The organism is Chryseobacterium rhizosphaerae, from assembly GCF_003385455.1.
Taxonomy (GTDB): Bacteria; Bacteroidota; Bacteroidia; order Flavobacteriales; family Weeksellaceae; genus Chryseobacterium; species Chryseobacterium rhizosphaerae.
The window spans coordinates 45,946-59,694 of the sequence record NZ_QNUF01000006.1; the positions used below are offsets into that span (position 1 = coordinate 45,946).

General features: G+C 35.5%; 9 protein-coding genes. 3 read left to right on the plus strand and 6 right to left on the minus strand.

Features of this window, described 5'->3' with window-relative positions; all coding sequences use genetic code 11:
- Positions 1-47 precede the first annotated feature (47 nt).
- From DRF57_RS06925 to DRF57_RS06945, 5 genes are all read right to left on the minus strand, one after another.
- Positions 48-1,571, minus strand: a complete 1,524-nt coding sequence (locus DRF57_RS06925) for a glycosyltransferase family 39 protein (RefSeq protein ID WP_115917620.1) — start codon at positions 1,569-1,571, stop codon at positions 48-50.
- Positions 1,572-1,707: 136 nt separating this feature from the next.
- Entirely contained in the window at positions 1,708-2,913 is a 1,206-nt protein-coding gene (locus tag DRF57_RS06930) for an efflux RND transporter periplasmic adaptor subunit (RefSeq protein WP_047488322.1), read from the minus strand.
- A 124-nt stretch (positions 2,914-3,037) separates the two neighbouring features.
- Positions 3,038-4,309 carry an ABC transporter permease gene (locus DRF57_RS06935; protein WP_047488319.1) on the minus strand — a complete coding sequence of 424 codons (1,272 nt, stop codon included), beginning with the start codon at positions 4,307-4,309 and terminating at the stop codon, positions 3,038-3,040.
- An 82-nt stretch (positions 4,310-4,391) separates the two neighbouring features.
- Positions 4,392-5,621 (minus strand): ABC transporter permease, encoded by a 1,230-nt coding sequence (locus DRF57_RS06940; protein ID WP_047488316.1) that lies wholly within the window; start codon positions 5,619-5,621, stop codon positions 4,392-4,394.
- 83 nt (positions 5,622-5,704) lie between these two features.
- A complete protein-coding gene (locus DRF57_RS06945) occupies positions 5,705-6,394 on the minus strand; it encodes an ABC transporter ATP-binding protein (RefSeq protein WP_047488314.1) in 690 nt (229 codons plus the stop codon).
- Positions 6,395-6,817: 423 nt separating this feature from the next.
- On the opposite strand from DRF57_RS06945, the gene DRF57_RS06950 reads away from it, so the two are divergent.
- The 3 genes from DRF57_RS06950 to DRF57_RS06960 all read left to right on the plus strand — a co-directional run bounded on the left by DRF57_RS06950 (position 6,818) and on the right by DRF57_RS06960 (position 9,901).
- Positions 6,818-7,792, plus strand: a complete 975-nt coding sequence (locus DRF57_RS06950; RefSeq protein WP_047488312.1) for a ribonucleotide-diphosphate reductase subunit beta — start codon at positions 6,818-6,820, stop codon at positions 7,790-7,792.
- A 103-nt stretch (positions 7,793-7,895) separates the two neighbouring features.
- On the plus strand, positions 7,896-8,186 hold the full coding sequence (locus tag DRF57_RS06955) for a hypothetical protein (protein WP_047488308.1): 291 nt from the start codon (positions 7,896-7,898) through the stop codon (positions 8,184-8,186).
- A 47-nt stretch (positions 8,187-8,233) separates the two neighbouring features.
- The gene (locus DRF57_RS06960) at positions 8,234-9,901 is read left to right on the plus strand and encodes a ribonucleoside-diphosphate reductase subunit alpha (RefSeq protein ID WP_262484686.1); all 1,668 of its coding nucleotides are present in this window, start codon (positions 8,234-8,236) and stop codon (positions 9,899-9,901) included.
- A gap of 207 nt (positions 9,902-10,108) precedes the next feature.
- Here DRF57_RS06960 and DRF57_RS06965 read toward each other — a convergent pair whose 3' ends face one another.
- Complete coding sequence (locus DRF57_RS06965) at positions 10,109-13,294, minus strand: TonB-dependent receptor (RefSeq protein WP_115917624.1); 3,186 nt, start codon at positions 13,292-13,294, stop codon at positions 10,109-10,111.
- Positions 13,295-13,749 lie beyond the last annotated feature (455 nt).

The window sequence follows — 13,749 nt, forward strand, 5'->3', positions numbered from 1 at the left end:
CAACATTATTGCATTAAAGTTTTTTTTACATTATTTCAAATCATATATTAATCCTCTTTCTTCACTTCTTCAATCTCTTTCTTAAGTCTATTGTTAATATTAATTTTAGCATTCTTAAAACTGAATATCCTGGCCCCTTCCTCCCGTGCATAAGGGTTAGTAATAGAATCTAAAATTTTGGAATGCACAAAATAAGGACTGGTATCTTTCAGTTCTTCCATTCCCTCCGAATAATCTTTAACTCTAATGAGATTGTCATATTTTTTGCTGAAATCAAACCAGTTGATATAATCCGCATTGAACGAAACTGCTTTTATCCCGGCTTTTGAATAATAATTAATAGCTCCTGCCTGACCGTAGTTATCACATAAAACCAATGTGTTTCCTGTTTTTGACAGCTTGGTATATTCATGATCCGTTTTTTGAGCCAGCTCTCTCCAGCCTTGCATATCGGCGAAATCCTGAGGCAAAGAATGATCTTTTCCGTCCTCCCATCGAAGCAGCCCGAATTTCTTATACCATTCCGGATTTTTAACGATCGCTTCCGGACTTTTGTTTGGAAATGCAAGATAATATACCGGCACAAAAAGCAGGATAGGATGAAGAATGCAAATGGGTTTTAAAAGTTTCTTCCATCCTTTTTCGAGGATCATTCCCAGATAAACGGCCCCAAAAGCAATGTAAACCGGGTAAAGCCCTATTGCATAATAATCTTTTGCTCTGAAAAACATGAATAATGCAATGGTGATCACATATCCCCAGAAGAAAAATCTCATTTTTTTAAAAGATTGCTCAAATAACAGCGCATAGAAACCGGCTATGATCACAAAAGTAACTCCTATGAAAAACAGCGCCTGAGCCCTTAAAAAATCAAACCTGTTTACATTGACCAATTGATTTTCAGAAAGTGCTTTCATATGATGAATTACCGGAAAGTTATTATGATATTGCCAAAGTAGATTAGGAAGAATAAGAATTAAAGTTAAAATTCCGGCCCCATATACATGTGGATTTCTGAAAATTTTTCTTTGGTCTGTAATCAAAAGTGCAGGAATAAATCCTAAGGCTAAGAATGCTATATTGTATTTATTCAAAACTCCTATTCCAAATACCAACCCACCCCAATAAAGCCATTGCACCTTTTCTGTATTGACATATTTTATCAGAATATAAAAAAACAAAGTCCATAACAGTACTTCTAAAGAATTGGGCTGAAAAAGCATATTTAAACGAAGAAGTACTGACAGTAAAATTCCCAGACCTGCTAATATCTGAGCAAACACACTTCCTTTTAATTCTTCTATAATTTTCCAGACCACGACGATTGTTAATGCTCCAAATAAAGTCGGAAAAAATCTGACCCAGAATAGGGATCCTCCCAATATTTTGATAAGCCATGCAAACCATGAACTGACAGGAGGAACAGAGAGATAGCCCCAGGCAAGATGATTCCCCTGATCAAGATGTAAATATTCATCACGCTGCAAGTCATATTCCGGGCTTACCAGAACGTATTGAAGAATAAATTTTGCAATGATAAAAAGGAAGAGTACCCAATAACTTTTTTTCATGGTTGATTGTTTAGAATTAAAGGTAAGACATTTTACATATTGCTTTTATTACATCAGCGGCTTATACACATGAGGGAATAAAAAAATCCCGAAGAATTCTCCGGGATTTAACAGCTAAATGTATAGTGTCAGTTTATTATTTTTGTTTTGACTTTAATTCTTCTTTATCCTTGTCTGATGGATTCCAAACTTTCACTTCTGAATCTTTTGTGATATTTGATCCAGGAAGAACCTGAACGTTAATTCCATCACTTGCTCCAAGTTTTAAGTAGGTCTTTTTAAATTTCCCGTCTTTTTGCTTTACTTCTACAAAAGGAACATCTTTCCCTTGTTTCTTTTCATACTGAACTAAAGATTCGTCCAATAGCAAAGCGTTTTTCTGAGAGCTTAATACAATTTCTCCGTTAGCAGAGAAACCGGCTCTGATGTATTCATTATTAGGATTTGTTACATCTCCTTCTACCGGAAATTTAATAGTTCCTGCATTATCTTTTCCTTTAGGAGCAATCATTGTTAGTTTTCCTGGAAATGTTTTATTCTGTAATGCTCCGATTACGATATTCATATCCATTCCTTCTTTTAATTTTCCTGCCTGAGCTTCGTCAATTTCTCCTTTAAAAATCAGAGAGTTCAAATCTGCTACGGAACAGATAGTTGTTCCTGCATTAAAGTTATTGGCTTCAATTACCTGGCTTCCTACTTTTACAGGAACCTCAAGAACAGTTCCTGAAGTTTTGGAACGAATCTGTGTCGTAGCCAATCCTTGTCCCTGCAATTCAGGGGTAGCACCTGTTTTGGCAATCTGTAACCTTTTTTGAGCCGTATTAAGCTGCTGTTGAGCATTTTTAAGAGATTGCTGCTGAGAAAACAATTGCTGCTGAGAATTAAGATATTCCTGCTTGGAAGCAACTCCTTGTTTATACAGTTTCTCCTGCATATCAAATTGCTTCTGCATATTACTTACATTCAGCTGAGAGTTACCGATTTGAAGCTGTGCATTCTGAACTTCCTGTTGTGCTGCATTCACTTCAGAAATACTCGGAACAATTCTCACTGTAGCAATTAACTGCCCTGCTTCTACTTTATCTCCTTCTTTCACTAAAATTTTATCGATAATCCCCGCAATATTGGGTTTAATTTCAATTTCTTCTTTGGGAGTAATTTTTCCGGTAGCCATCACTTTATCATCCATATTCTGAACGGAGGGTTTACGGGTCAGGAAGGCCTCACTCTCTTTAGAGTTTGATTTTACAAGATAGCCAATCCCGGAGAACAATGCCACTGCAAATAAAAGCCCTAACACAATATAAATGGCTTTTTTCCAAGTGAATTTCTTTTTCATATGTATAGTTTATTTTTTACTTTAAAATTGAATGATTTAGAAATTAAAAGATTAATCCTGTATGCTTATGGCCAGATTACTGTAATTTCAAATCTTCAAATTATGTTATTTTCTAATTATTTTATTATTCTGATCGTAATGCTTCAATAGGTCTGATCTTTACCGCTCTCTGTGCGGGTATCATTCCGATAATCAATCCTAAAATTACCATTACTGCCATGGCTGCAAATACATTTCCGTAATTTACCGTCGGGTTATAGAAAGGAAAGGAATCCTGTCCCTGTGTAACCGCATTTAAAATCATCAGCACAAAAATCCCAAACATAAAGCCCAGTAGCCCGGAGGAGAGGGTAATCACAACACTTTCCAACAAAATCTGATTCCTTACTTCAGCCGGCTTTGCTCCTAATGCTCTCCTGATCCCTATCTCTTTTGTTCTTTCTTTTACGGTGATCAGCAGGATATTTGAAATGGCAATTACTCCGGCAAGAATCGTCAATGTTCCGACGATAATTGTTAAAAGCTGCATTCCTGTAAGAAAGCCTGTCAGCTTTTTAAATTCTTTTCCCAGGTTGAAACTACCAAAAGCATTGGTATCTTCAGGAGAAACTTTATTCTTAGATTTTAAAACCTGTTTTGCATTTTCCTCCACGTCATTTACATTGGCATTGGGCTTACTTACAATAGCAAACATGTCAATCTGTTCTCCTGCATTATACATTTTGGTATACGTTGAAAGTGGAATAAAAGCCGTTTGGTCATTTTCAAAGCCACCTCCTTTTTTCACTCTGAAAACACCTATTACATTAAAAAATATTCCTTTTATATTAATAGATTGTCCAATCGGGTTTTCTTTCTTCTTAGCCTCAAAAAAATTTTTATAGATCTCTTCTCCGATAACCACTACATTTTTATTTCCTGAAACATCTGCATCATTGATATATCTTCCGAAAATAAGTTTCTTTTCTGAAATTTTATTCCCTACAGAATAATCTCCGGTAAGAGAGTACGTACTGCTTTTACCATTTCTAGACATAGATTCACCGGGTGTTCCAGTAAAGCTCCCTCGGGAATTCTGAGGTGATATATAATCGATCTCTGTTAATTTTCTTTTCAGCATATCCATATCGGATAAATTGAGATGCACCTCTCTTCCTTTAGGAAATCCCTCATAAGGAATAGATGTTTTCTGCGCCCACAGGAAAATAGAGTTGGTAGCAAACCCGGAAAATAATTTATCAAAACCATTCTCCATTCCTTTGGCTGCTCCAAGAAGACTTACATACAAAAACATCCCCCATCCTACTCCAATCATGGTAAGAAATGTCCGAAGCTTATTATTCCTCAATGAATAATAAATCTCCTGCCAAGTGTCTTTTTTAAATATGATATTCACTTCTTCTTAGTTATAAGTTATTACTATTTGTAAAAGGTTAAAAGACAAAACCGTCTATCAGTACCCTATTTTCAAATTGCTGCTATTCTGTTCTTAATGCTTCAATTGGTTTAATTCTTGAAGCTCTGTATGCGGGAACAAATCCGGCAATCAATCCGGAAAAGACCAAAGCTACAAATGCCATTACTATCGTTCCCCATCCTACACTTGGACTTTTAATAAAGAATTCTTCAAGGCTGTCTCCAAGCAGGTTTAAAGTCAGGACTCCTACGGCTACTCCTACAAAACCTGAAACCACGGTAATGACAACACTCTCCTGTACAATCAACCCGACAATACCTCCGGGTTTGGCACCAATTGCTTTTCGAACACCTATTTCCTTTGTTCTCTCTTTTACAATGTACACCATGATATTACTGATCCCGATAATTCCCGCCAGTAAGGTACCCATTCCGATAAACCCTACAATAGCTGTAAGAACCGCCATAAATGTAAATGTATCATTCATATTCTTGGCATTATTCCAGATACGAACTCCATTTTCATCGTCAGGAGCAACATTCTTTCTTGCTTTTAATTTATCTTTTAACTCATCACCATATTTGATGGCCTGATCCGGAGTCAGTTTTTCATTATATGTAATATAGGCTATATTCACTGTATCAGAGCCTTTTTTCATCTGCTGTAAAGTCGTAATCGGAACTGTAATATGCCTTTCATCTCTATCTCCTCCATCATCTGAAAAAACTCCAATGACCTTGTACATTGTTCCGTTAATATTAAGCTCTTTCCCAACAGGGCTTCCATTTTTGATTAAATCCCGCTGAACCATTCTTCCAATGACTGCAACATTTAATTTTCTTTCCATGTCCATAGCTGTCAAGTAGCGACCATCAATAACTTTTCTGTTTTCAATAACCTGCTCCCCGGGATCAGCCCCGTTGATCTGATAAAGACCACTCTCTTTTCCATATTTCACCATTAAGCTGGCACTGTACCTGGGACTGGAAGGCCCTGCTTTTTCCTTGTCTGCATTAATTAAAAAGTCATAGTCTGAGTTATTCATTGTCACATTTCGATCAGACTGCAAGCCTTTATAAGCTAAGGTGGTCTTTCCTGTGGAAAAAATAATCAAATTTTTAGCATCTCCCGCAAACCCTTCAGAGAAAGCGTTTTGAAGCCCTTTCCCGATTCCAAACAACACAATGAAAATAAATAACCCCAAGGCCACAGTAAATCCGGAAAGTACCGTCCGAAGTACGTTACTACGGATAGAACTGAATATTTCCTGCCAACGATCTAGATCAAACATTTTTTATTAGTATTAAAAGACTGAAAATTTACGATTGTTAAATTTTCAAATTATCTCATTTTCAAATTCTCAAATTAACTTATCTACAGTACAAGCTGCTTAATAAATTCATCACTTTCAATAATACCGTCTTTCAGTATTACGTTTCGTTTCGTTTGGGCAGCCACATCAGGTTCATGGGTCACCACAATGATTGTCTTTCCTTCATTGTTAATATCCTGAAGAAGCTTCATAATATCATGAGTCGTCTTTGAATCCAGTGCTCCGGTAGGCTCATCCGCCAGTACCACTTTGGGATTTGTAATAAGGGCTCTGGCAATAGCAACTCTCTGCTTTTGTCCTCCTGAAAGCTCATTGGGAAGGTGATTAGCCCATTGTGCCAACCCTACTTTCTCCAAATATTCCATGGCTTTCTGATTACGCTCTTTTCTGGGTACATTCTGATAATACAAAGGAAGAGCTACATTCTCTAAAGCCGTCTTATAGCTGATCAAATTGAAGGATTGAAAGACAAAACCCAAGAATTTACTTCTGTATTCGGCAGCTTTTATTTCAGATAAATGTTCAATGGGAACTCCATCAAGATCATATACTCCTGAATCTTTTTCATCCAGAATACCAATAATATTAAGAAGTGTAGATTTTCCGGAACCGGAACTTCCCATAATAGATACAAACTCACCTTCTGAAATACTCAGATTGATCCCTTTAAGGACATGAAGCTTGCTTTTTCCTGTATCGTATGACTTATGTAAATCCTGAATTACTAACATTAAGTGATGTATGTTTTATATCCAATAAGTAGGTGATAATTTCAAATTGTTACAAGAATAAAAATTTATTCAAATATTTTTTTGTTTAACAAAATAACCCTTTATCAAAAGCACTTTACAACAAATTGTTTAACTGTAACTTTAGTTTTACATCCATTTATCCTCAATATTGCTGCTTAGCCTATTATCCGTGCTGGTTTCATGTAAATGTGGAAAACTTTTACAGCTAAAAGTCAGTCAATTAGTATTTACCCCTTTCAAAATCAGTTCTTTTTTTCGAACTTTGTAGTTAGATTCTGATCAGAAACACAAACATAGTTTGTGAATAAGTTTAATTCACAAACAGCACAAAAACAAAAAGTTAAATGTTTTCTGAACGTTATCCACATACATCTGAATTATTTAATTATAAAGATATTTAATATGGGAATTTTTGATAAAAGAGTAAGTTATAAGCCATTTGAATACCCTGAGGTTCTTCAATTTGTAGAAGCTATCAACAAATCGTTCTGGGTACATTCGGAAGTGGACTTTACTGCAGATGTTCAGGATTTTCATTCGCAGTTGGAGCCCAATGAAAAGCATGCTGTGAAAAATGCGCTTTTAGCCATTGCACAGATCGAGGTGTCTGTAAAGACATTCTGGGGAAACCTATACAACCACATGCCAAAACCGGAACTGAATGGTTTGGGAGCTACTTTTGCAGAATGCGAATTTCGTCATTCTGAAGCTTATTCCCGTTTATTGGAGGTGTTAGGATATAATGAAGAATTTTCAACAGTAGTAGAAATTCCTGCCGTGAAAAAGAGAATTGATTTCTTATCAAATGTTCTTAAGCACGCCAATTCTACAACACCAAAAGAATACGTTTCTTCTCTTTTATTATTCAGTATTTTAATTGAAAACGTATCTCTGTTTTCTCAGTTTGCAATCATTCTTTCTTTCACAAGATTCAAAGGATACATGAAAAATGTATCTAATATCATTGCCTGGACTTCAGTAGATGAGCAGATTCACGCTAATGCAGGAATTTATCTGATCAATAAGATCCGTGAAGAGCAACCTAACCTCTTGACTGATTCTGACATTGAAGATATCTACACTCTGGTAGATCAATCTATAGAATTGGAGGGTGAAATCCTGGACTGGATCTTTGAATTAGGAGAGCTGACTGTTTTCTCAAGAGAAGACCTTCTGAACTTTATGAAATACCGTGTTGATGACAGTTTAAAGAAAATCAATATGGAAACCCGCTATAACATTTCTCCGGAGCAATACCGCCCAATGAAATGGTTTGAAGAAGAGGTTTTCGCCAACTCTATGGATGATTTCTTTGCCAAGAGACCTGTAGATTATACAAAACACGATAAGAGTATTACAGCAAACGATTTATTTTAAATGATACTGGGCGCGAGCGAAGCGAGTGCCAAAACAGATCACTTTTTAATAAATTATTGATTCCAATCACAGTCAATTAATTCAACAAGCACAAATATAAAAGATGATTAACGTAATTGTAAGTTACACTGTAAAACCTGAGTTTGTTCCTACAAATCAAGCTAATATTCAAACGTTTTTGAGTGATTTTAAAAATCTGGATCAATCTGCCTTTGAGTATAAAGTTTTTTTAAAAGAGGATGGTGTTACTTTTTTACATTATTCAAACTACATTAATGAAGAAGTGCAACATGAAGTTTTGAATACTCCTTCTTTTAAAGAGTTTCAGAAATTAAGAGATGAAAGTGGCTTGAATGGTTCCCACAAAGTAGAAATTTTACAATCAATAATATAAATACAACAAAATTCCGGGGTGATTACCACACTCCGGAATTCGAAAATATAACATCTATGGAAGAACAAAATTCAAATATATGGTGGCTCAACGAAGAGTCTGAGCAGATGCTGAACAGAGGATATCTGTTGAAAGGAGAAACAGTAGATGGAGCCATCGACAGAATTACCACTGCTGCTGCAAAAAAATTATATAAGCCGGAATTACAGCCTGCATTTAAGGAAATGATCACCAAAGGATGGATCAGTTTCTCTTCACCGGTATGGGCTAATATGGGAACACAGAGAGGTCTTCCTATCTCATGTTTCAATGTTCATATCCCGGATAGTATCGAAGGGATTACTCACAAAATGGGTGAAGTAATTATGCAGACAAAAATTGGAGGAGGAACTTCCGGATATTTTGGAGAACTTCGTAACAGAGGTACTGCAGTAACAGATAATGGAAAATCTTCAGGAGCTGTTTCTTTCATGAAATTGTTTGACACCGCAATGGATGTTGTTTCTCAGGGAGGAGTAAGAAGAGGTGCTTTTGCAGCTTATCTGGACATCGACCATGGAGATATTGAAGAATTTTTATCGATCAAAGATATCGGAAGCCCTATTCAGAATTTATTTACCGGAGTTTGTGTACCTGATTACTGGATGCAGGACATGATTGACGGTGATATGGAAAAACGTAAAGTTTGGGCAAGAGTATTAGAAAGCCGCCAGCAAAAAGGTCTTCCTTATATTTTCTTTACAGATAACGTAAACAGAAACAAACCTCAGGTTTACAAAGATCAGGGAATGACTGTTAACGCAAGTAATCTTTGCTCGGAAATCATGCTTCCATCTACGAGAGAAGAATCGTTCATCTGCTGTTTATCATCAATGAACCTTGAACTATATGATGAATGGAAAGATACTGATGCTGTAAAGCTGGCTGTTTATTTCCTTGATGCTGTTTTATCAGAATTCATTGAAAAAACTGAAGGAAATTATTACCTGCAGGGAGCAAGAAACTTCGCACTTCGTCACAGAGCACTTGGATTAGGAGTATTAGGATATCATTCTTATTTACAGAAAAATATGATCCCGTTTGAAAGTTTTGAAGCTACTCAATTTAATGCAAGAGCTTTCAGACATATCAAAGAACAGGCTGAACAAGCCTCAAGGGAACTAGCCAATATTTATGGTGAACCGGAATTATTGAAAGGATATGGACTGAGAAATACCACTACAATGGCCATTGCTCCTACCACTTCAAGTTCTGCTATCTTAGGACAAACATCTCCGGGAATTGAGCCTTTTGCATCTAACTATTATAAAGCAGGTCTGGCTAAAGGAAACTTTATGCGTAAGAACAAATATCTTGCTAAATTACTGGAAGAAAAAGGATTGGACAACGAGGAAACCTGGAGAACAATCATGCTGAACCATGGTTCTGTACAGCATTTGTCTGAATTAACTGACGAAGAAAAAGCAGTATTCAAAACATTTAAAGAAATTTCTCCTATGGAAATTATTTCTCAGGCTGCACAGAGACAACAATATATCGATCAGGCACAGTCATTGAATCTTCAGATTCCTTCCACAATGCCTGTAAAAGACGTTAACTATCTGTATATAGAAGCTTGGAAGAAAGGAGTGAAAACACTTTACTACCAAAGAAGTTCTTCTGTTTCAAAAGAAATGATGGTTAATTTCGTAACATGCTCTGCTTGTGAAGCGTAGACCCAAATAATAAACACGTCATATCAACGAAAGCACGCCTCTGGCGTGCTTTTATTGTTTTATCTCGTAACATCCTGTATTTCTTTTACTATTTATCAACCTGATATTTTAACCAGCTTTCTTCGATTGAAGACCTATATTAACAAAAAAGACCCGGAAAGAAAATCCGGATCTATTGAAAAAGTGTATAAAATAAAAGATTAATCATTAGAAATTGTATCTGACCCCAAGCTGCGCCTGAAATCTTGATGCAAACTGATCAATCGTATAAGGTAATCCCGGTGTTTTAAAATTATACGTTGGATCTCCTGCCGAAGGCTGGCCTGTAGCAATATTTCCGACTTTCGTTAATCCTACACTTGCTGTGGAATTAAATGTATTAGGTACAAAATATACTTTACCCCAATCTTTGTTTAATAAGTTGGTAAAGTTGATGATACTTAATGAAATCTGAATATTACTTTTAGATTTCTCACTAAGTCGGATCTCATCCATAATTCTGATATCTGCCTGAACATTCCAAGGAGTAAAATCACCATTTCTTTCAGTAAATTTTCCTCTTCTTGATTTCAGATAATCATTATTATTGATAAAATTTTCATAATCTGCAATCTGTTGCTGAGCGGATACCAGTACATTTCCGGAAGCATCTTTTATAGGGACAATATATTTTGCTGCTTCATTGGCATCTTTAAAGATATAAGCAAGGCCCGCAGCCTGCCCTGTGTTAGCAATAGTACTGTTCACAAACCCCCAGGAATATGGATTTCCTGACTGAGCATTGAAATACACATTTGTAGATAGTCTATTTGTTTTAGACAGATTAAAGGCATATCCGAGATTAGCCACAATCCTGTTCTTGGTTGCAAAGTTAGAAGTTGTCAGCTTAGGATCATTAGGTGTCAGTGACTGATTCATCTGCCAGTTACTCTCCATCGAATTCCTTATACCATTTGTAATATCTTTAGCATCACCATAGGTATAGGCTACAAAGAAATTAAATCCAAAATTATAAGATTTTGAAAGCTGTGCGGTAAGGTTGTAACGGTATCCTTCTTTAGTATTGGAAAGAAGATAAGCATTGGAAAAGTTACTGTTGATGTTGGTAGTATAAATTGGCATTTCATGATTTACATCATAGCTGTAATATGTTACATTATCTGTTTTATTCACTTGCTGGAACCTCAAATCATAAAGGACTTTAGTATAGATACCTTCTAAAGTAAATTTATAACCTTGCAAAATATAATCAAAAGCCAAGGAACTTCTCCAGACTCTTGGCATTTTAAAATTGTTATCGATAAGGTCTACCTGTACTTTTGAAGAATTTTGCCATTTCGGGAAATTAGAACCTATCAAAGGGTCCCCATTAGTCGCAATCTGTGCTGCTGTAGGGGCATTATAATCATAACTTCCAAAACCGACCCCATCATTATAATAGGCATATCCCAACCATGCAAATGGAATTCTTCCCACAAAAATACCAGATCCTCCTCTTAATACCATAGATCTGTCTTCGGTGATATCGATGGTAAATCCGAGCCTTGGAGAGAAAGTAGGTTTATTAAGATAATTATTGGTAAGTTGGCTTAATGGAGTATACTCATAGGTCTTACCAAAATTAGGATCCTGAGGTGAATTTGTTACCAGTGGACTCAGCTGCGGTTTGTTAGGTAAATCCGTATAATCCACTCTCACTCCAGGTGACAATCTTACCCGTCCCCAGTTGATCTCATCCTGTAAATACATGGAAAGAAGATTGACTTTATATTGGGCATATGGATTATCAAAAAGAGTTTGTCTGTCTTCTCCGTTAAAAGGATAGGTACCTCTTATTCTTGCAGGGTTGGAATTATAAAAATCATTGAGACTTTTGTAAGAAATTCTACCATTCAAGGCATTTACAAAACCATAATTAATATTATACAACTCATTATGAGTTCCCAATAAAAAAGTATGATTTCCTGTTTTATAAGTCAGATTATCCGTAATTTCAAAAGTCTTCTGTTTCATATTAAAAACGGTAGCTTCTCTATCGTTTCCCAACAAAATAGTTCCGCCATTATACGCAATTTCAACCTGGGGAAACATTGCGTTACCTGAAGTAGGATCTCTGTAATCATGAATAGAAGAATACCCTAGAACTAAATTATTATTCCATTTATCATTAAAACGACTTTTCAACTCAAGTGTAGTGGTGGAAGCCGTATTTTTCTGAATAAAATCCATACTGGAAAATCTGAAATTGGCACCGTCTCTTTCCAGGTTGGAAGCTTGTGAAAATACTGTATTATTTTTAATAGATAATGTATGTTGATCATTGATTTTCCAATCTAGTTTATTAAAAAGCTTAGAACTTTCAGAGAAATTGTTGTATTGATTAAAACTACCTACATTGAACCCGTATTTAGTTCTTACAAAATCTGAAATCCGCTGTGCTACTCCCTCATTAACCAAAGCATTGGGATCATTAGCATTATAAAACACAGGATCTGTTCTTTTGGTATACTCCAGATTGGTAAATAGAAATAATTTATCTCTTACAATCGGTAATCCTACTCTTCCCCCGTAAATAAAATCTGAAAAATCTTTTGGCATTTTTGAATTATCTCCCACTCTGTTATTTCCCGTAATGCTTGCATTCCTTCCATATACATACATGGAACCCGTTACATCATTACTTCCACTGCGCGTGACAGCATTGATACTTCCTCCAAGAAAATTCCCCAGCTTTACATCATAAGGAGCGATATAAACCTGTACATCCTGAATAGCATCTAAACTTATGGAATTGGAGCGGGTACTGCTTCCCGGCATTCCCGAAGTACCTGTTTGCCCTCCTAGAGAAGGGCTGAAACCAATTGCATCATTATTGATGGAACCATCAATAGTAACGTTATTATAACGGAAATTGGTTCCGTTAAAAGAATTATTAGCACTCTGAGGAACCAATTTGGTAACATCCTGGATTCCTCTGTTGATATTAGGTAGTCCTGAAATCTGTGCCTGACTGATCCCTATACCGTTTTTCACACTGTTTTTTTTAGAGGTAATCTTTACCTCATCAAGAGTCCTTTCTGTATTTCCTAATTCTACTACCGGCAAATCATTACTTCCCAAAGCAAGTTGTACGTTCGTATTTTCGTAAATAATTTTTGAGCCATCAGATATCATTATCTTATAAGGACCACCAGGCTGAAGATTATCCAGACTGAACTGCCCTTTACTATTACTTTTGGTTTCAAAAGTACTATTGGTAGGTATATGTATTACCTTTACTGTAACTTCAGAAGAAATTCCTTTTAATCTCCCAAAAATTTTAGAGCTTGTTTCCTGTGAAAATGCAAATCCAAAAGACAGTAAAGCAAAAGCACAGATCAATTTTTTCTTCATATTTTTATTACTACGAATTTGAAGGTAAAATTAGATTTCAGAGAAATGAAGTACGGTAACATATAATTAACATTACGTAACATAAAGTTTAACATTTCCTTAAAAAAAACTTAATATCTATATCATATCAGCTGTGTAAATTCTCATCTTTTCTATAGAAATCAATGAAAAAAAATGCTTATTTTAAAGATTAAAATAATTTAATATGAAATTCGGACAGGTAGAAGCCCTTTATAAAATAGATTTTGCTCTTCCCAAAAATCACTCTAAAACCAAAGAAATTTTAAATAGATCACATAGATATTTTTCTATACAAAAGAATAATACCATATTTATTTTTTAAATTCATTAAAAATTTTAATCACAATACACTAAAACCACCATATTTAGCATATAAAAAACAAAAACACATTTAAAACCACTAATAATCAACCTATTAAAAAAGGACTAATTTA

Bases quoted from the DNA above. Each gene is read 5' to 3' on its own strand.
- DRF57_RS06925 (WP_115917620.1), bottom strand. From the start codon at position 1,571: ATGAAAAAAAGTTATTGGGTACTCTTCCTTTTTATCATTGCAAAATTT.
- DRF57_RS06930 (WP_047488322.1), bottom strand. From the start codon at position 2,913: ATGAAAAAGAAATTCACTTGGAAAAAAGCCATTTATATTGTGTTAGGG.
- DRF57_RS06940 (WP_047488316.1), bottom strand. From the start codon at position 5,621: ATGTTTGATCTAGATCGTTGGCAGGAAATATTCAGTTCTATCCGTAGT.
- DRF57_RS06945 (WP_047488314.1), bottom strand. From the start codon at position 6,394: ATGTTAGTAATTCAGGATTTACATAAGTCATACGATACAGGAAAAAGC.
- DRF57_RS06950 (WP_047488312.1), top strand. From the start codon at position 6,818: ATGGGAATTTTTGATAAAAGAGTAAGTTATAAGCCATTTGAATACCCT.
- DRF57_RS06955 (WP_047488308.1), top strand. From the start codon at position 7,896: ATGATTAACGTAATTGTAAGTTACACTGTAAAACCTGAGTTTGTTCCT.
- DRF57_RS06965 (WP_115917624.1), bottom strand. From the start codon at position 13,294: ATGAAGAAAAAATTGATCTGTGCTTTTGCTTTACTGTCTTTTGGATTT.